At 37.1% G+C, this 19,110-nt stretch carries 21 protein-coding genes and 1 other annotated feature; of the genes, 4 read left to right on the top strand and 17 right to left on the bottom strand.

Going from position 1 to position 19,110, the window contains the following annotated elements:
* Positions 1–133 precede the first annotated feature (133 nt).
* The 5 genes from C8K15_RS08340 to C8K15_RS08320 all read right to left on the bottom strand — a co-directional run bounded on the left by C8K15_RS08340 (position 134) and on the right by C8K15_RS08320 (position 3,431).
* Positions 134–673 carry a GNAT family N-acetyltransferase gene (locus tag C8K15_RS08340; protein ID WP_233260418.1) on the bottom strand — a complete coding sequence of 180 codons (540 nt, stop codon included), beginning with the start codon at positions 671–673 and terminating at the stop codon, positions 134–136.
* Between the two features lie 46 nt (positions 674–719).
* Positions 720–1,055, bottom strand: a complete 336-nt coding sequence (locus C8K15_RS08335; protein ID WP_108585962.1) for a L,D-transpeptidase — start codon at positions 1,053–1,055, stop codon at positions 720–722.
* Positions 1,056–1,131: 76 nt separating this feature from the next.
* Positions 1,132–2,586 carry a helix-turn-helix transcriptional regulator gene (locus C8K15_RS08330; protein WP_233260417.1) on the bottom strand — a complete coding sequence of 485 codons (1,455 nt, stop codon included), beginning with the start codon at positions 2,584–2,586 and terminating at the stop codon, positions 1,132–1,134.
* Positions 2,583–2,792 carry a helix-turn-helix transcriptional regulator gene (locus C8K15_RS08325; protein ID WP_108585961.1) on the bottom strand — a complete coding sequence of 70 codons (210 nt, stop codon included), beginning with the start codon at positions 2,790–2,792 and terminating at the stop codon, positions 2,583–2,585. The genes C8K15_RS08330 and C8K15_RS08325 overlap by 4 nt, the downstream gene beginning before the upstream one ends.
* A 138-nt stretch (positions 2,793–2,930) precedes the next feature.
* Positions 2,931–3,431: a DinB family protein gene (locus tag C8K15_RS08320; protein WP_108585960.1), complete on the bottom strand. Its 501-nt coding sequence runs from the start codon at positions 3,429–3,431 to the stop codon at positions 2,931–2,933.
* A 236-nt stretch (positions 3,432–3,667) separates the two neighbouring features.
* Between C8K15_RS08320 and C8K15_RS08315 the strand changes: the two genes are divergently transcribed.
* Positions 3,668–4,039 (top strand): hypothetical protein, encoded by a 372-nt coding sequence (locus C8K15_RS08315; protein WP_108586035.1) that lies wholly within the window; start codon positions 3,668–3,670, stop codon positions 4,037–4,039.
* An 81-nt stretch (positions 4,040–4,120) separates the two neighbouring features.
* Here C8K15_RS08315 and C8K15_RS08310 read toward each other — a convergent pair whose 3' ends face one another.
* From C8K15_RS08310 to C8K15_RS08285, 6 genes are all read right to left on the bottom strand, one after another.
* Positions 4,121–6,721, bottom strand: a complete 2,601-nt coding sequence (locus tag C8K15_RS08310) for an MMPL family transporter (RefSeq protein WP_108585959.1) — start codon at positions 6,719–6,721, stop codon at positions 4,121–4,123.
* 3 nt (positions 6,722–6,724) lie between these two features.
* Entirely contained in the window at positions 6,725–7,168 is a 444-nt protein-coding gene (locus C8K15_RS08305; RefSeq protein WP_108585958.1) for a MarR family winged helix-turn-helix transcriptional regulator, read from the bottom strand.
* A gap of 111 nt (positions 7,169–7,279) precedes the next feature.
* Positions 7,280–8,524 (bottom strand): GGDEF domain-containing protein, encoded by a 1,245-nt coding sequence (locus C8K15_RS08300; RefSeq protein WP_108585957.1) that lies wholly within the window; start codon positions 8,522–8,524, stop codon positions 7,280–7,282.
* A 246-nt stretch (positions 8,525–8,770) separates the two neighbouring features.
* Entirely contained in the window at positions 8,771–9,160 is a 390-nt protein-coding gene (locus tag C8K15_RS08295) for a hypothetical protein (protein WP_233260416.1), read from the bottom strand.
* A 65-nt stretch (positions 9,161–9,225) separates the two neighbouring features.
* Positions 9,226–9,702 (bottom strand): GNAT family N-acetyltransferase, encoded by a 477-nt coding sequence (locus C8K15_RS08290; protein WP_108585956.1) that lies wholly within the window; start codon positions 9,700–9,702, stop codon positions 9,226–9,228.
* 177 nt (positions 9,703–9,879) lie between these two features.
* Positions 9,880–10,365 carry a tetratricopeptide repeat protein gene (locus C8K15_RS08285; RefSeq protein WP_108585955.1) on the bottom strand — a complete coding sequence of 162 codons (486 nt, stop codon included), beginning with the start codon at positions 10,363–10,365 and terminating at the stop codon, positions 9,880–9,882.
* Between the two features lie 370 nt (positions 10,366–10,735).
* Here C8K15_RS08285 and C8K15_RS20755 point away from each other — a divergent pair, with 370 nt between their 5' ends.
* Positions 10,736–10,882, top strand: coding sequence for a hypothetical protein (locus tag C8K15_RS20755; RefSeq protein ID WP_233260415.1), 147 nt, complete (start codon positions 10,736–10,738; stop codon positions 10,880–10,882).
* A 206-nt stretch (positions 10,883–11,088) separates the two neighbouring features.
* A complete protein-coding gene (locus tag C8K15_RS08280; protein WP_108585954.1) occupies positions 11,089–11,466 on the top strand; it encodes a hypothetical protein in 378 nt (125 codons plus the stop codon).
* 308 nt (positions 11,467–11,774) lie between these two features.
* On the opposite strand, the gene C8K15_RS08275 is transcribed toward C8K15_RS08280, so the two are convergent.
* The 6 genes from C8K15_RS08275 to C8K15_RS08245 form a co-directional block, all read right to left on the bottom strand.
* Positions 11,775–12,677 carry a DUF4349 domain-containing protein gene (locus C8K15_RS08275; protein WP_108585953.1) on the bottom strand — a complete coding sequence of 301 codons (903 nt, stop codon included), beginning with the start codon at positions 12,675–12,677 and terminating at the stop codon, positions 11,775–11,777.
* A 102-nt stretch (positions 12,678–12,779) separates the two neighbouring features.
* A complete protein-coding gene (locus C8K15_RS08270; RefSeq protein ID WP_108585952.1) occupies positions 12,780–13,094 on the bottom strand; it encodes a hypothetical protein in 315 nt (104 codons plus the stop codon).
* Between the two features lie 121 nt (positions 13,095–13,215).
* Complete coding sequence (locus C8K15_RS08265; RefSeq protein ID WP_108585951.1) at positions 13,216–13,647, bottom strand: RDD family protein; 432 nt, start codon at positions 13,645–13,647, stop codon at positions 13,216–13,218.
* A gap of 55 nt (positions 13,648–13,702) precedes the next feature.
* Positions 13,703–15,367: an arginine--tRNA ligase gene (argS, locus tag C8K15_RS08260; RefSeq protein ID WP_108585950.1), complete on the bottom strand. Its 1,665-nt coding sequence runs from the start codon at positions 15,365–15,367 to the stop codon at positions 13,703–13,705.
* Positions 15,368–15,445: 78 nt separating this feature from the next.
* Positions 15,446–15,652, bottom strand: a binding site (T-box leader).
* 545 nt (positions 15,653–16,197) lie between these two features.
* Complete coding sequence (locus C8K15_RS08250) at positions 16,198–16,602, bottom strand: GNAT family N-acetyltransferase (protein ID WP_108585948.1); 405 nt, start codon at positions 16,600–16,602, stop codon at positions 16,198–16,200.
* A 182-nt stretch (positions 16,603–16,784) separates the two neighbouring features.
* The gene (locus tag C8K15_RS08245; protein WP_108585947.1) at positions 16,785–17,612 is read right to left on the bottom strand and encodes an HNH endonuclease; all 828 of its coding nucleotides are present in this window, start codon (positions 17,610–17,612) and stop codon (positions 16,785–16,787) included.
* 214 nt (positions 17,613–17,826) lie between these two features.
* Here C8K15_RS08245 and dcm point away from each other — a divergent pair, with 214 nt between their 5' ends.
* Positions 17,827–19,086: a DNA (cytosine-5-)-methyltransferase gene (gene dcm / locus C8K15_RS08240; RefSeq protein ID WP_108585946.1), complete on the top strand. Its 1,260-nt coding sequence runs from the start codon at positions 17,827–17,829 to the stop codon at positions 19,084–19,086.
* Positions 19,087–19,110 lie beyond the last annotated feature (24 nt).

Raw genomic sequence — 19,110 nt, 5'->3', positions numbered from 1 at the left:
TCGGAAGTAAACTAATTAAAACTACTCCAAAGTCTTGTTCGAATAGTATACCGACAAAAACTCCAAGCATTATTGCAACTAGAATTCGTCGCTATGAGGGCTTTTTTGCTTCATCAAAATTACTAAACGGTCTTTAATAAAATTCATTTTCAAGGATCGAGAACATATAATGGTCCTCCCATATTCCGTTGATTTTAAGATAGTCTCTTAGTAGCCCTTCTTTAACAAATCCTGATTTTTCTAATACTCGCGCTGACCCTATATTTCTAGGCATGACTCCCGCTTCAACTCTATGAAATCCTAATTCCTTAAACGCAATCTCAAGTATTAATCTGACTGCCTCAGTAGCATAACCTTTCCCATGATGCCCCTTATCTAATGAATATCCCAATACACATTTTTCGGATGCACCAAATTTATAAAGAGCAATCATGCCAATAAGCTTATTATTGCTGCTTTCAAATATACCAAAGTCATAACGACTCCCTAGTTTCTTTGCCTGCTTCCAGCCTTCGATTAATTTCAAATGGGCATCTAGTATATAAAACGAATCATCGTTTGATACAGGTGTAATCGCTTCGAATATTGTTCGATTTGCTAGATTTAATTCTAATAATGACTCGGCATCATCAGTTACGAATTCTCTTATGTATATGTTATTTTTTTGTCCCACTTGATAACTCCCCCATCTATTGTCTTTAGCGTACACTCGCAATTCTTCAGCGGTGTATATAAACATTTGTTCCTATTGGCACCAAGGATGAGAGTTCAGTCACGTCGTCGTTAAGCATTCTTATACATCCATGCGAAACCACTTTACCTATTGATGAAGGATTGTTTGTTCCATGAATTCCATAATGTGGCTTAGACAAACCCATCCATAAAACTCCAAAAGGTCCTCCCGGGTTATATTCTTTATTAATAATGATGTAATTACCAGTTGGCGTAGGTGTTAACATTTTACCGACTGCAATTGGATACGTTTTTAATAATACACTTGCATTATAAAGCTTAAGCTGCCGTTTACTAACTGAAACATCGATCCAAGTAGTCACCATATCATCTCCCGAAAAATGCCTTACCTTAGATATATGGAAAGATACTCGTACGTGACATTAATGACGTTCATGGTCAATCAAATCTATAAGTAGACGGAGTTTGACCTGTTGCAGCTTTAAACTTTGCGTTGAAATACGTTTGGTGTGTGTAGCCTGCTAATCTCGCTACTTCTTCAAGTGGTGCCTTCGTTTCTTTTAATAAACGCTTGGCTTCTCTTATTCGAATTTCTTGAAGCGTGTCTCGAAATTTATTTCCTGTACTTTGAGAAAACTTTCTGCTCAACGTACTTTTATTTATATGGAGTGCCTCTGCACACGTTGCTAAGTTCCAATTAGAATCCCAATAATTTGATTCCATCATCGCGCGCACTTTTTCAGAAAAATTGGCGTTTCCTTCTTCATGGAAACTTGTTTCATTCATTAACTTTGATGTGAAATCGCCCAGCTTTTGAATAATGTGATACATAACAGGCTCTTGAATGATGTCTTGAAATAAACGATGATAGTGTTTTTCGATTGGTCCATTGCTAATCGACTTTGCGGTCATATATCTTCTCATTTGTGCCAAGACACTGGTTAGACGGATACGTACCATTTCTGGGTCTGGATACGGTGCTTCAAGTGTCAGGAAGTCTTGCTCTAACCATTCACGAATCGGCTTTAAGTCTTGCTTTTCTAACATTTCAATCCATGTTCGTTGTTCCAAAGGGGACAAAAATGGATCAAGGTCTCTCCATGTTAAGTCGGACAACTCTACTGACAAAATATCGTATCCGTCATAAAAAATACGTTCTTGAAAACGACGCATTTTTTGGTATAAGTCACGCATACTCTTACCTTCTGTGGATTCGTACAGATAAATAGATAGTAACTCTTCAGACTGACTTTTCCATGAAGCAAAAAAGGAACGATAACCTTCTTGAAGTTCTTCATGTTCCACCAATCGATGGATAACGAGAACAAAATCCGAGAACGGAAAAACGTGAAATGTTGTAGGAAACGAAAACTCTTCTAGTGCCCTTACTAATTGCGATCCAACTTCTACATTTGAAGGTACAATCGCACTCATTAACACGGGAGTATTGGGGTATGTTTCAGCTAATAATAAATCCTCATAAGTCAGCATCGACTCTTGAGCGGATTTGAGCTGAGGAGACCCCTCCTTGTCATTGCGCAAACGAAAACGGGCTTGCTGTACATGCTTAATCAAGTGTTCTGGTTGAAAAGGTCGGAACAACAAGTCTTCTGCTTTATGTTTTAGTGCTCGATAGGCCGTTTGGAACGTTCGTTCAGAAGAAATACCAAGCCATTGCATCTGTAATGGCAAGAAAGACGAGTCTTGTGACGCCCACAAATCAAGATCCACAATTAAGAAATCAACTGCGCATTCTTTCACTTGTTTGGAGAATTGTTCCACGTCGTCCACAACATCCACTTTGATATCTCGAAGTTGTGAAGTAATAATCCACTTTAACCCATGTCCTTCAAGCGGGTCCTTTGTGAGAATCAGGATATTCATCAAATTCATTTGTCTGTCTCCTTCAACTCAAAGATTTCATCGATGGATACTTGAAAATATTTCACTAGCTTTAATGCTAATTCCAAACTTGGATTGTATTTGTTATTTTCAATAGCTGTAATAGTTTGACGTGTAATTTGCAAGTCCAATGCCATCTGAACTTGCGTAATGCCATGAGCTGTTCGTATGTCTTTTATTCGGTTTAACACCGGCAAATTTCACGCCTCCTTATGTAAAGTGTTCTTTACATAAATAATAAATAAAAACCCGATGAATGTAAAGAGTTCTTTACATTCATCAGGTTAAGCTGAACACAAAAAGCAACTTCATTTTCGAAGTTGCTTTCGGACTTATTATTCTGGAGCTACTCCACCATAAGACGCCCATTCTTCACGCGATGGACCGTATACGCCGATCAAAGTAAGGCCAGCTTGACGCATCAAAATGGTTAACTGACCACGATGATGAATTTGGTGTTTGACTAATACATTGAGAGTTGTAGCACTCGACCATGTTTCGCCATACATATCGTGTTCTTCGGAAAGATTAGCATCTGTCCATTGTGTACGAATTGCTTCCGTCAAAGCCTTACTCGTTTGGAGGTAGCTTTGAGCAATTTCATGTGCAGTCGCTGGTACTGCTGCATCGTATTGAGGAGCATTAAATTCGAGACCGACTCGTGACATCATTTCATGTACAGTGACGACGATATGCCATGCTAAGAAACCTAACGAGCGTTCTCCTTCTTTGACTCGTGTTGATAACGAATCATCGTTTAATAAGTCTAATATTTTTTGAGTTGAGTCACTTTCGTACGTCCATTCCGCTAAAAATTCATCAATTGTATGGTACATAAATTGCCTCCTCCAGATTCTACATTCTCCTCAATACCTTTCGAGAGAAGTTGGAGAATCCCTGCATTACTCTTCAATTAATTATTTTCTTTGATGTCAATTTCCTTTATTAACAACAAGATAAGAGTTAAAAAAAATATTTTTGGTAAATTAATGAAATGTTGGAACTTTCCGAAGGGTTAAACAGTCTAATCAATAAGTCAAGAATTCGGGAATGGATTGGGGTGAGTGGTGATATGAAAAAGTGGATGCTGCTAATTGTTATTATACTTATTGTTTCCATTACTGTTGCTCTTTCAACGAAATTCCATTACCCCGAACTTCCATTTGAAAATAAAACGAAGTACGAAGTGGCGAATCTAGGTTCAACTTCTAACTTACCCCTTTCGAAAGTAACGCAACAAGACGGCTATTTATGGTTTGTAACAGATGACTCGAAAGATCTGGCGGAACAATCCTTGAAAAAACGGATGACTCAAAACGGCTGGGAATTTGTTGACCAACAAGAATTAAATTATTTCTTCAAAAAAGATGACGAAAAAATAGTCATCAAATGTCAACAATGGACCAACAACTATCTGTTGTTTCAATTGCCAATGGGGTTGTAAACATTCTCACCTAAGCTTCTCTCTCTTACTTATACAAAACGAAAGCCCTTCGGCATGATATCCGAAGGGCTTTCTGTGTGATTATTTTTTCTTTTTCATTCCGAATGGCCACCATACACCACGGTCAAACGATACCGTGATTGCTGGAATTAGTAATGGCAAGACAATTAAGCCATAAAGCAGTAATCCTATGACTACGATGGAAGCAATTTGCATTAAACTCAATACGCCTGAAGGCATCATCGCTCCAAATGTTCCTGCTAAAATAATAGCAGCTGTGATGATGACGGTTCCCATTTTCGTCATCGATACACGCATCGCTTCTCGAACAGTTATGCCGCTTTCGGCTTCTTCACGGAAACGATCGAGCAAGAATATGGAATAATCGACACCGAGTGCGACTAACATAACAAAGCCGAAAAATGGTACTGCCCAGCTAATACCGTCAAATCCTAATATATTCTCGAAAATCAACTCTGCAATTGCGATTGACGTAAAGTACGTTAACAACAATGAGCCAATCATGAATAATGGCATAATCATCGAACGGAACATTATAGCTAACACCACAAACAAGCTGATCAACATGATGATGACAGTGTTTGAGAAATCGCTTGATGAGATGTCCGCTAAATCACTATTAATACTGGAAATTCCACCAAATGCGATATCGGTATCTTCAAATGGAGTACCTTTCACTTCAGATGCGACCGCTTCTTTCAATCGGTGCACAGTATCGATTGCTTCTGGTGAATAAGGGTCATCGGAAAGAACAACTTCCATTTTAATGCCCTTGCCTTCTGCGAATGTGTAGCGCTCTAAGACTGGAGCGAAATCTTCGTTTTCAAGCGTACCTGCGGGAATAAACATTCCTGTATCACGCACACTGTCACTCTTACTCATTGTATTCATCATGTCGCTGGCTTCAGCCAAGCCATCTGTAATTTGCGTAAGGCCTTCGTTTGATGCAGCAAGACCTTCCGTCAACTGAGACAATCCTTCTCCATCTCCACCCGCACTTTTAAGTCCTTGTTGGATTTGATCAAGTTGTTCGCTAATCGCTGTCAAAGCACCTATCGTTTGTTGGACGTTGCCAGTTTGTTGCAAACCTTGTGTCGCCTGCGTTAATTGTTGATTTAACTGACCGATACCTGCCGCGACTTCACCGAGTCCGCCACTTTCGTTTCCTCCAGCTAACCCGCTTTGAATTTGAGTAAGACCTTCACCGATTTCACTTAATCCTTCGCGAGCATCAGTTAATCCGTCTGCTAATAATCCAAGTTGTCGATCAACATACAAATCCTCAATAACTTCACCAGTTGGACGCGTAATGGTACGAATTTTTTCAACGCCTTCTATTTGTTCAAAACGCTGACTTAAACGCTCTACGTATGGAATCATTTCTTCGTTTGCAAGCTTTTCATCTGCCTTAATGATGACTTGGACAGGCAAGGAATCGCCTTTTCCAAAACCATTTTCAATCGCACGTAATCCTTTGACTGATTCATAGTCATCGCCGATTTCATCGACCGTGTTAAACGATAATGAATTGTCGTATGTCAGCAATAACGGAACCGTTAAAATGGCCACTACAAGTATAGAGACTACGGGGCGATTGATCGATAACTTGCTCATCCGTCCCCATAGTTTGCTGTCTTTATGCGATGCCGATTTTTTAGACGGCCAAAATAGTTTTTCTTTCAATACCAGCATCAACACTGGTACGACGGTAAATAAGACGAGTAATAAGACGGCAATTCCGACCGCTACTGCTACAGCAGATTTAAATATCGGGAAATCTGCAAAACCGATTGCAAAGAATCCAACGAAGACAGCGACTCCACTAATGAGCAAAGTCCGTCCCGCAGTTTTGTAGGTATTAAAAATCGCTTGTTTAACTTCATGTCCGGCTGATAATTCTTCTTTGTAACGACTCAACAGTAAAATACAGTAATCCGTTCCAATACCAAATAAAATAGCTACTAAGAAAATTTGTGTGTAGTTCGAAACTGGAAAGCCAAACCAATCTATGAAAAATGCCACTAACGATTGACTCAGCAGATAAGTAATCCCAACCGCCACTAATGGAACGAATGGTGTAACAATAGAGCGGAATACCGCAAGTAATAAACCGAAAATCAATACGACGGTAATGATTTCAGTACGTTTTAAGCCTTCTTGTGAACTTTTATTTACATCACTATTTATGATGGATAATCCTGTTACATAAGCCGTCATGTCTGACGGAATAACAGTTGCGCGTATATCTTCTGCAATTTGATTTACTTCTTCATCTGTACCATCGACTGTAATGGGAATGAGCACGGTCTTTTTATTTCCAGAAATGAGCTGACTTTCTAGCTCATCACTTTCTACGGGGTTCAATACACTTGTCACCGTGTCCCCAAGAGATACGATATCGTCCACCATTGTGCTCAATTGGTTTCGGACATCATCTGTTAATGCTTGATCCAGTTCCACCACGACGGAAATCGTCTGGTCACTCTCCCCTGCATCCTCAAGCATTTGGGCTGCTTGTTGTGAAGAAGCATCTTTAGACAATTGGAATGATCCCGCTTTTTCAGCTTGTTCCGTTAAATTCGGGGCGATTAGGAACAATACAATCGTAATTGCTAGTAAACCAATGGTAATCGGCCATTTCCATCGTAATATCGCAGTCATCTGTTAGACTCCATTCATTTTCAAAATTTTTCTTAACTTGCGAAACGTCACTAAAAACTGATCTATTTCCTGATCATTTACTTGATTAGACATTAATTTCCCAATATATTCGTGTAAAACTTCGTCTGAACGTTTGATTACCATTTCGCCCTGCTGAGTTAACACGAGAATTTTTTCACGTTTATCACCTGAAGGTTTAGTGTCTACTAACTCTTTTTCCTTTAGTTTCTTTAGACGGTTTGAAATGGCACTCTTATGTACGCCTTGCAAAATAGCGAGTCTACCTGATGTAATTTCGCCTTCTTTGTGAATCAGTTTCAACACTTGAATTTGTTCAGGTGAATATTCTTTCCAAAGTGGATCGTCGACACTTTTAATCACCCGTTCCGTTCCGTAAATTAAGACTTCTTCAAATAGTGAAACTGCTTCTTGTATTCTCTTATCCAAACTAGTTTACCCCCTAAACCGATATTTTTTAGTTTAGAGGGTAAACCACCCAAAGTCAAACGAGGGTGTGCAGATTAAAAAATCCCCTCAACAATGTTGAGGGGACTGATATTAGCTATGAATCATAACTCGTTGACCATCACTTACATTCACTCGGTTACGCCCGAGATCTTTTGCTTCTAGTAATAGTTGATCTGCGTAAATATACGCTCGCTCCATTGGCAATTCTTCCGACATTTTATCGAAATACAAGCCAAATGACGCTGTATATGGGATGACTGCTTCTGAGCCTTTGTATTCGACATGGACTGGATGAGCACTTACATGACTTCTGACAGATTCAACAATTTCCAGACACTCTTCGTAACTACGGCTTCGCAAGAACAACGTGAATTCTTCTCCACCACTTCGAAACACGCAATCTTCCTTACTAGTATGGGATTTTAAGACTCCAGCAAAATGTTGGATAACATGATCTCCGATTGCATGATTGTATGAATCATTGATATGTTTGAACTTATCAATATCTGCAACCACAATGGCAAGTACTTCATTCGTGCCATTAATTTCAACCATCTGTTTATCCATCATCGCCCGGTTAGATAACCCTGTCATGAAATCGGTATAAGCCATTTCACGGAAGCGGTCTCGCTCTATCTCATTTTGAATCGTTTCATGTTTAGAAAGGAAGGACTTGCTTACGATATAATTCATTATGAAGAAAACAATCAACATGTCCCAGTGGTTTTCCATGACGAAATAAAATAGAAGTCCATTTGTAATGGCAACTTTTCCAGTATCTAATATGCTCCTGTTTTTAAAAAACTGCACGACTTCTGACCAAGTACGGATATTTCCACTTAAATAAAAAGTGCAAACAAGAAGAGCATCGGATTGCCAACTAATAATCACTGAACACACAAAGAAGAGTAGAAAGAAGCCAAATGGAATTGTTTCTACATATGGATATAATGCAAAGAAGAAGAGGTACCCGACAGTGTGATATAACGTGAAAGAACCGATGTTATATAACGTATCCGTAAATTCATTCTCATCTGCAGTTTTTGCATATTTCCGTTGAAAAAAAATAATGAACCGATGTACTATTTCATAAAATAACAGCCCTAATGGACCAGCAAATAGAGACATAGATTGAGTATAGGAAACCCCATAGTCATAACTTCCAGTTCCATTGCCATGTTTGATTCTAAGATTGGAATAGATAACAGAAAAAACGAGGTAAATGGCACTCACGATTAGATATTTTGTCAAATCTACTTCTAAAGGTACAAATAATAAGCCCACAATTAAGCTGCTTACAAACAAACTGATATCAAAAATTTTATGTTTTTGCATTTCTTGCACCTTCTTAACTATTATATCCAAATTATAGCACATTATTATTTCAATGAATGCAAGATTCTGAATACTTTTTTACTTTTTATAAGTATAAAGACTCAAAAATTATACTCTTTAAGTTGAATTTCTATGTATTATGACCTTGAAATAACAATACCCCCCCTAATTCAACTGACATCCTCCTCGAATGAGACAATCAACAATCGTATTTTTTGCATCTTAATCAGTGGAGTTAATATAAGACTATTCACGCCATATTAGATGCTTTATATCATCTAAATTTCGAACTTCATTTGTGAACCAAACCATATTCCCTGCAAACCTCTTTGAACAAACAAATTCAATACGTATCATCCGCTTGCCTTGAATACATCTTATAATTCCATTAAACGTAGGGATATTATTCTCTTGATACCCATTAGTGTAAGGTACTAGCTCGTAACAGTAGTCGGTAGCTAACGAATCGAAGTGTTTTTTAGAAACCACTTCTTTAATTTGTATAAACGTAAATTGATCTAATTCCCAACGTATAAATGAAAGTCCATCTGGAAGTTGAATTTCTAGCTTTACATACCTTCCTTTTGCATCTTTTGAAACTTCTATTATTTTAAAGTTCGGGAAATTAATAATCATAGCACCGCCCTTAATGACGTTATTGATTTTAAAATCATTGTCTAGATTAAACAGTTTCGACTACCTTAGGACCGCACGATTTTCTTATAAAAAACAAGAGTTGTATCGTCATTTAATTGCTTTATTACACCCGTCTTTATGTATCCTAATTTTTCATATAGATAGCAATTACGTTCTTCTTCCATAATGGTCGCTAATTCCCAGGTTGTTGCGTGTGGAAAAAATTTTTCTATTAATGTAATGGCTTGCTGGGCTATTCCTTTTCCTTGATAGGCAGATAAAATAAACATCGGACTTATCCAGAACTGTGTCTGCTCTTTCCAAAATACATAGATAGCGCCAACAAGCACATTTTCAGCAATGATTTTATAAAAATCGCCAGTTGGGTTGTTAATTCTGGTGACAACTCTATTTATGGTTTCATTCGCAGGGTTCGTGTTAAAATCTTTATATTTTTCAAGTAGTGGCTTAAATGCAATAACTTGAATTTCAAAAATGGCGTTTGCGTCTGATTCGATTGCTTTTTCTAATTTAACAACCAACGATCTTCACTCCCATCCTCAAAATCCACAACTAATTCAAAAATATCAAGAAAATTGTCTAATCAGTTCAGCATGCCATTTACCTTATTTACTGAGCAATTCAATGAACTCATGTAACTTATCCAGCACTGGATTACATATATTACCTTACTTTGACGTCAAGACTCCAATTCCAACCTACTTCCAAGTTTCATTCAGTTTGTCTGAATAGAAATTGAGTGCTTTCTTATAATTCAAAATCTCATTATCTGAAGATGTATCGATTAAACATGTAAGTAGCAACTCCATCGCACGATCATGTTCTTTCAAATTATAAAGAGTCAAAGAATAAAACACTTGGATTGCTTTATTGTTTGGAAATAAGTCCATGCCTTTTAGTAATACTTGTTTAGATTTCTCATACTCACCCAATGTTCTATAAGTACTCCCCAATCCTACTATGGCTCCTTCAAGATCTTTACCAGATAGGCCTAAATTGATGGCATTTTCATAAAAGGGAACGGCTTCGGACTCGTCTCCTAAAATATCAAAACTCCATGCACATTGGTAGTTAATGAAGGCATCGCCAGGAAATTTTTCCACCAATTTCACAAGTAATTCATTTGACTCCTTTTTCCGACCTGCATTTCGTAAATTAATTGCTAAATCCACTTTTTTTTGCATCGTTTATACATCTCCTTCGGCAGTGTTTATTAAATACGAATCTTACTCACTATTTTGAAGTCAAATTTATTTGAATCATTTCTTCTACATAACTTAAAAGATTAGGATAAGAAGATTTACCTTTTAACAATTGAGCTACTTCAAACAATGGCAAAATGACGGTATCCTTCTTAATCGAATACAAGAGATTTTGTTTTTTCATACTACTATCGGAGTTATCAAGTTTTGAAGAATGAAGGTAAATCGTTTTAAATTCATACCAGTGAAAATCCCGTTTGATATGATTTTTTATAACTTCTTTACCTATTCGTTTCTTTTACACAAAACCCCTTTTTTGAAGGGCTCGACAAGTACAGACCACCCTCTCGCGATGGGGCTTTGGGAAATGAAAAACATTGATGCACAATTTTTAGCTGTGCTTATCATGGATCCAAATGAGCTATCAAAAGAACAAATCGAAAATATGGTAGATGAGATTTCTTACACCAAACTAGTATTGCATTACATGGATTGCTAACAAGGCACTAACAAGTCCTGAAAGGGGCTTTTTTTGATGGAAAAATTTTTAAAATACCCGTGTTTCAACTTTGTCTTAACTACCAACCAATTACTTATTTATAGATTGAAATCTAGTTTTGAGTTTTGTATGGAAACTATTTTTCACAACAAGCCCAAGATTATCTTTTCAAATCTCATACTCTATTAAAAAGGAGGTGAAAATAGATGTCTAATAAAAATAATTTCTCCCAACATTCATGCAGCAAATGTCCAGATAGACCTGAAAATGATCGCTCTAAAACATTGACTTTCGAAAATTGTGTCCCTTTCGCTGGTCAGTCTAACACAGATGCCAACATTATTTTTGATGTAGAACCAAATTCAATACCAGTTGTTTTAGCTGGTACCATTGAAAACTTTAGTGATGATGGAATCAACGTCATATTTGAAAGAAGCTCTGGAAACATTACGCGAACAATTTTAGCTCATTCTTCATTATCGTTTGTGTATGACGATGTAACACGCGTTTCAGTTTTTGGTTTTGGTCAAGTGTACACTGGATCTTTCAAGTTCCAAGCAACGTATACGTTTGAAATCGAATAATTTCTCTTGAAAAAAAGGCACGTCTTTGTAATTTTGCGTGCCTTTTTTTAATTCATTTATTCATAGTTAATCGTCCCATTCATATCTCTCATTCGATATATTAGAAAGCTTATTGGTAGCAGAATCAGTTTAATCAGGAGGATAGAAACTACTTCTAAATACCCTCTAATAGTAACCTCGCTATAGTAGAGATAATATTGTCATTGCCAAACATAATTACTTAAATATTTAATAACCGAATCACTATGTATTATTAGTAGAATCAAAGAAGAAGCAGCCATTTTCGCTAGCTGCTTTTTTGCGTTTATTTATTTTTTCGGTTCATGTCCCAATCGTCTCTTAATAATCCAGAACACAATAAATCCGATAGCGCCTAAAAGGAGGAGCACTGGCAAGTTACCTACGAAAAACACAATTAGTGCTGAGCCCGCTGATAGTAAAGAGTTGGTACTTGTAGCAAGTTGTTTTTTAGTTTTTTCCCATGTATTTAATTCTTTACTTTCTATCTCAGGAACTACTACCCGATTTTCATACATCGATAGTTCGATTGTAGAAAAAGAGGTTTGATTTTCAAGATACTTCATCTTGCCAACCATTACTTCAATTTCTTCTTGGACTTCGGATAGATCCGCAGAAATTTTCAACAAGTCCTCTGTTTTTTGTGCCTTGCTCATAAAATCCAGAAGACGTTCTTCTACCGCTCGTTTAGATTTCACTCGAGATTCCAAATCCACATATTGCTCGGTAACATCCTGACCAGTTACATTACGTTCAAGAACTTCAGCAGCTACTCCTTCAGCATCTAAAAGGAACTTCTCAAAATTCTTTTCTGGAATACGAACAATCATCCTGCCACTACTTGTTTGATCATCCTCTTGATAGACGTTCGATTCAACAATATACCCACCATATTGATCAACCTTTTTTTCAATATTGCTTTGTGCTTTGTCTAACTCTTTTACGTTAACACTTAAGCTCGCTTGGTGAATAATCATTCTGTCTGATGCCACTACTGGAGCTTCTGTTTTCGTTTCGCTTGACTCTTCTGTTGCCGCTTCACTTTCAACTTTACCGTCCATGTCCCCTGAGAAATCATTTGAGCTTTGTTTGCTTTCATCACTAGACATCTCCGCCTTATCGTCGCTACTGCTGCAAGCAGCCAATACTAATAATAAGGTGGTAATCAGAAAAATATAAATAGCCTTTCTCATCGTCAGTTGCCCCCTGTCTCTATAACTATTTATGACGAGTCAGATAGGAAAAATGTTACAATTCCAAATAATATTTTTTGTGAGTCAAAGGTAATTGCTTGTTTACAAATTGAAAAGCGTTCCCATTATTAAACAGAAAACAAAAATCCCTAAAAACACTTCAAGATAATACGTTTTAACAGCGTCTTGATTTACCTTCGTTCGCTTCCCTATAAGCCAGCTCCCTAGCAAAGCTACAACGGCTCCACCTACACCGTATTGAAGCACTGTAATGACGTATTCCATAACGGGTAAATACGTCGTTTCAGAAAGACCCTCCCCCAAATCGGTTGTCTCTTTATATTTCGTAAAAAGAATGGCATAACCGATTCCAACTAAGAATCCATAAAACGCGCTTTTTCTCAAAAGATTTTCCACTATATATAAGCTCCTTATAAAGATATTTGTTATTAATCATTCGACAAATTACAAAAATATCCTTTTTCATAACAACAAAACCCCCATGCGACGTTCACACGAGGGTTTATATTATTTATAGCTATTCATTTACAAGAACGTCATTCTCATCACCAGGAGCATTATACGTTACGTATGTTCCTGCAATGAGATCATGTAAAGAGCGTTTATCTTCTCTAATACCGACCATAAACGCACTGACAATCGCTGCAATACCAAGGGTTACGACATAAATTAAACCTGCTACTATGACACGCATTAACATAGCCCCAATACCTAATTTACTGCCATCCACTTTAACAATTCGCACATTCATAATTCGCTTGCCTACTGTATAACCGTACCACAAGATAGGTATCAATATAGAATATAATATGGATAAAGGAGTTGAAAAGTCTTCATTTTCCCAATTTCCTGTCGCGATGTAAGCTATTGTGCCGACCGGTATACCAATAACCAAACTGTCTATAATATTTGCCAACAGTCGTACCCAAAAGCCTGCTGGATTTGTCACGTTGTTCCCCTTTTCTAGTTTTAATAATTTACTATTCCATCCAACAAAACCTTCTTCACATTTCCTTCGGAGCTTTAATCCCCAATAGTCTTAAAGATTCTTCTAGGACAATTACAACACTTTGTACTAACGAAACGCGGTAGTTCATCAAATTAGATTGGGTAACAATTTGAACATTTCCATAAAACGAATTAAATGCCTGTGCTAGTTCCACTGCATACTTTGCCATTAAAGAAGGATCCAGCTCCGTAGCGGTCCGTTTTACGATAGCTGGGAATTGTTCTAGGCATTTGATTATTTCCCACTCATGGTCATTGACTTCTTCAATTGTAAACTCATCCACCGCTCCCGCTTTTCTCAAAATTGAGCACGCTCTGGCATAGCTATATTGCACATACGGGCCTGTTTCACCTTCTGTCTGCAACATTTTCTTCAAGTCGAATTCAATATCATGTTTCCGATGTTGCTTTAAATCACTGAAAATAATCGCACCCACACCAATTGCTTTCGCTACTTCTTTTTTATTCATTAAGTTCGGATTCTTTTCATCGATAGTGGCCTCAGCTAATTGAATGGCTTCATTCAACACTTCTTCCAATAAGACAATTTTCCCTTTACGCGTCGATAATTTCTTTCCATCTTTCAAAATTAACCCAAACGGAATATGTTGAAGAGTATCCGCCCATTCATAACCCATTTTGTTTAGCACCGTCTTCAGCTGAACAAAATGTAAACTCTGTTCATTTCCAACTACGTACAATGATTTCACAAACTGGTGAGTCTTATGTCGATCAATTGCAGCTGTAATATCCCTCGTTGCATACAACGTCGCGCCATCTGACTTTTTGATTAGGCAAGGGGGCAGATGTTCTCCTACATCTACAACAAGGGCGCCATCCGATTCAACTAACAAATTCTTTTGCTGTAACTCTTCAACAATCGCATCCATTTTGTCGTTGTAATAGGCTTCACCTTTATAGGAATCAAATGAAACCCCTAGCACGTCATAAATTTTTTGAAATTCTTTTAAGGATTCTGTACGGAACCATTTCCATAGTGCCAATGCCTCTGGATGTCCATCCTCCAATGATTTGAAGGCCGCTCTCCCTTGGTCATTTAACGATTCATTACGTTCTGCTTCCTCGTGAAAACGAATATAGAGTGCCAATAATGTCTTGATTGGTGATTCTTGCACTTGTTTTTCATTGCCCCACAATCGATAAGCCACTAATAACTTTCCGAATTGAGTCCCCCAGTCTCCCAGATAGTTAATCTTCACTGGGTGAAAACCACTTTTTTCAAGTAACAACGCAATGGAATTCCCAATCACCGTCGATCGCAAATGCCCCATAGAAAAAGGCTTCGCAATATTAGGAGAAGACATATCAATGGTCACTACGCCGCCTCCACCGACGTTTGAAGAACCATACTGATTTGCTTCATATAAAATTGTATTCATAACCGACTGCGCAAATCCCGATCTTTTCATAAAAATATTTACATAGCCATTAACCGCTTCTGCTCTTTCAACGTTCGCGTCTTGAATAAGTCCCGCTAGTTCTTCAGCAATCAACTTTGGTGACTTTCTCATCTTTTTCGCAAATGGGAAACAAGGGAGTGCATAGTCCCCTAAATGTGCATACGTAGGAACTTCAATCATCTGTTCTTCAATTACCTCTGTCGTGAAACGTTGAAGAATTTCTACTACCTTTTGTTTCATATGAACTCCTCCTAAGAAATTAACTGTAGTTGCACTAGCACGTAAAAATGAACATAAAAAAAGCCCTCGTCTCATCAAACATGAGACGAAAGCTTAACTTCCGCGGTACCACTCAAATTACCCCATATAGGGCCACTTTCTCATAACGGTGAGTCACCGGCCTTTTCTACTTCATTCAAAAAAGCATCTCCGAAGTGCGGTTCACAAATCTTCACAACCAGGCTCACACCATCCCCAGCTCGCTACATTATCCGATTTTGCTACTCTCTTCGTCTTGGATATTGTATTTGAATTTACCAAAGCGGAAAATGAAAGTCAATTTATTTTTAGAAATAAATGTAAATATCTCTAAAATTGATTAATGTAAGCAAGGAAAGATAAATACATACAAACACCCGCTAAACTAAAAAAGAGGATAGAATTCACACGATTCCTTCGCATTTTATATCCATAAGCACAAAAAAAGAATGCGGCAGCTACTTTGGAAAAGCCTTGGTAATTCGCATTAGCCGAAAAAAATGAACTACTAAAAACAAGCGAAGTCAGCAATGTCGTAGAGATTAGGATTTTAAACCACAAAGGCTCTATTAGAAATAGTTTAAACATGAACTTGATTCTTTGCATGACACGAGATAATCTCAATTTGATATCTTTCAAAAAGATCACTTCCCCTAGGGTTATCATCATTCAAGCAACTTCAGCGACGAGCAGTGAGTAACCGACGGAACTGAGCAATCTCTTTAAATAAGAATTGCTAGACTCGCAAATAACAACATACCAACGCCTAAACAACACCCATGTCAAAGTGTCTAACTCCATATATTTCTCCCTTAGACTCCTGATTGTTTCGCATAATTCCGTAGAACCATCCCATGTGAACGATGCATCCCGAGCTTCTCATAATATCCCTGCAATTCCTCATCACACATTAAGTCAATCATGTACATATCACTCAGCAATTCCACCATTTTTTTCAACAGCTGTTGACCAATTCCTTGGCCTTGAAAAGGTGGAAGCACCTCCAAGAACGGAATATACGCCGACAATACCCCATCACTAATAGCCGTGATGAAACCTACCACTTGCTTTGATTCATCATCAACCGCTAAATCGACATGAGAGCTTTTTTCTAATAACCTAAGGTGAACTTCAGGCGAAGGCGGATTAGGCCACCCAACGAAGAAACCGTTTAATTGCTCGCTCGTTATATCTTCTATTAATGTTGTGTACATCATTTTCAGAACCCCTCCATCATTTGTTTTGAATGAGAGTCGTTCTGTAATGATCAATTGTAAAGCAACATGTTAAGCACCTCGGAATTATTGTATGTAATTAGTTCGAACTCATCATTTGGAAATATTACTTCAAATAAGCTTCAAAACATATCATAAATAACTTTACTCTACTAGTTAAAGAACTATATATCATACATTTCCAATAAATCTTTTTCGCTCAATTCCACACCTATTTTCAATAGATCGAATTTCCTTTTTATATAAAGTTCCTTTAATAATAATTCTTTTTCACTATTAATACTTAAATGAATTTTTTTATGACAATTAGGACATAACGCTACCAAATTTGGTACTCGATCGATATCGTACTGAAACTTCCATTGAAAAGAAATCGGAATTACATGATGGGCTTCCACATAATTTTTACCAGTCTTCTTTGAAATAAAGGAACAATGATTATCACTTACTTCACATTGAAACTGAGCATTTATTAATGCTTTAGTGGCCTCGTATATACTTCGCGGATATGAATAACTCCCTTCAGCATTTTCCGCTTTTTGTTTTGGAGGGTGTGGTAAATACTCTTCTACGTAATCCGTCAAATATTCGACGCTTACTTCGGAAATTTTTTGATCAATTTTTTCTTGAAACTGATTTTCTTTAATTTCATAAACAAATTCGTCATTGTGTTCATTATTCATATCAATTTCTAGAGTGACCAATAAATTCGAATATACTACTGATTTACCTTCTGCATATTCCTTAGCCTGTTCAATACTGAAATCTTTGAACATGTTTTTATGAGTATTTAATAGTCCAATGTGATGTAGAATGCCCATAGATTGATAACCTTTAGATATATCTGGGTTTTTCATTAATATCATTTCATCTATCCATCTGTGAGACTTTCCTTTAAAAAGATACATGAATATTACTCTAGCCCTTAATTTCTTAGAATACATATTATATTCTCTATCTCTTTTTTTCGGTAATAAATCCGGAAGTTCCATAGAATAGCCCCCATGTTTAACTTGTTTTTAGAAAATAATACCAAATTATTTGAACTTAATATACTAAATATTCTAATTAATTTTAAACTACACATTTATTTACTTATTTATTTCTAATAAGAGTTAAAAAAATATGATATACTGTGACATTTCGATCTTGATCTTTTCAAAGATATGTTGTATAATAAAGAAAAACACGAAAGGGTGTTCGTATATGCAAAATTCTAAAATTAATGTTATTGAATTATTTGCTGGTGTCGGTGGCTTCCGTTTGGGTCTCGAGAAAGCGAACCCTAATTTATTTGATGTTGTTTGGGGTAACCAATGGGAACCTTCTCGAAAAGCTCAAGATGCTTTCGATTGTTATGTAAGCAACTTTAAAACTGGAATACATTCGAATGAAGATATAACTATCGTATCTGATGATACGTTTATAGATTTAGAACCAAATCTTGTGGTGGGTGGTTTTCCATGCCAGGACTACTCAGTTGCACGTAGTCTTTCTGGAGAGAAAGGTCTCCAAGGGAAAAAAGGCGTCTTATTCTGGGAAATTAAGCGTGTAATAGAAAAAACAAACCCCAAGTATGTTCTCTTGGAAAATGTAGACCGACTTTTAAAATCTCCTGCTTCTCAACGAGGACGAGATTTTGCTGTTATGTTAGCTACTTTTAGAGATTTAAATTATACAGTCGAGTGGCGTGTCATTAATGCTGCTGATTACGGTTTTGCTCAGAGAAGAAGGCGTGTATTCATTTTTGCCTATAAAAATGGAATCGCTTTTGAAAAAGCACAAAGTAAGATTTCTGAAGATCAGATTGTTTTTAATGAAGGATTCTTCGCTAAACCTTTTCCGGTTGAATTTGAACCTTATAAGGATAGGATAACGTCAGTTACCTTACCCAGTGACATTGTATCTATCTCAGATGATTTTTCTTTTGGTTTTCATACAGCTGGTTATATGAAAGCAGGTGAAGTTTTCACAACACACGTTATTCCAAAAGAAGAAAAATCAATTACGTTGCGCGATATTCTTATTGACGAAAGCGAAGTCGATGAAAAGTTTTATTTATCGGAAACTGCTAGCGAGAAATTTGCCTACCTTCGCGGTCCTAAAAAAATTGAACGTACGACTGCTGATGGACATGTCTATCATTTCTCTGAAGGCGGAATGTCTCCTACAGATGATTTGGACAAGCCTGGTAGAACAATGCTTACAAGTGAAGGTTCCACAAATCGAAGCACACATATCATTGAGGTAAATGGACGGAAGCGTTTCCTAACTCCTTTAGAATGTGAACGACTCAATGGCTTTGATGATAATTGGACAAATACCATGTCTGACCGCATGCGTTATTTCTGTATGGGAAATGCACTGGTCGTAGGATTGATTAAACGCATGGGAACAAGAATTGAAGAAATTGAAAAAACAAATATACTTACTGACATTCAATTAGAATTGTCATTACGAAGCTGATACTCCATGTATCAGCTTTTTTCT

It is taken from the genome of Paenisporosarcina sp. OV554, assembly GCF_003058165.1.
Taxonomy (GTDB): domain Bacteria; phylum Bacillota; class Bacilli; order Bacillales_A; family Planococcaceae; genus Paenisporosarcina.
This window is presented reverse-complemented; position numbering and strand designations above follow the sequence as displayed.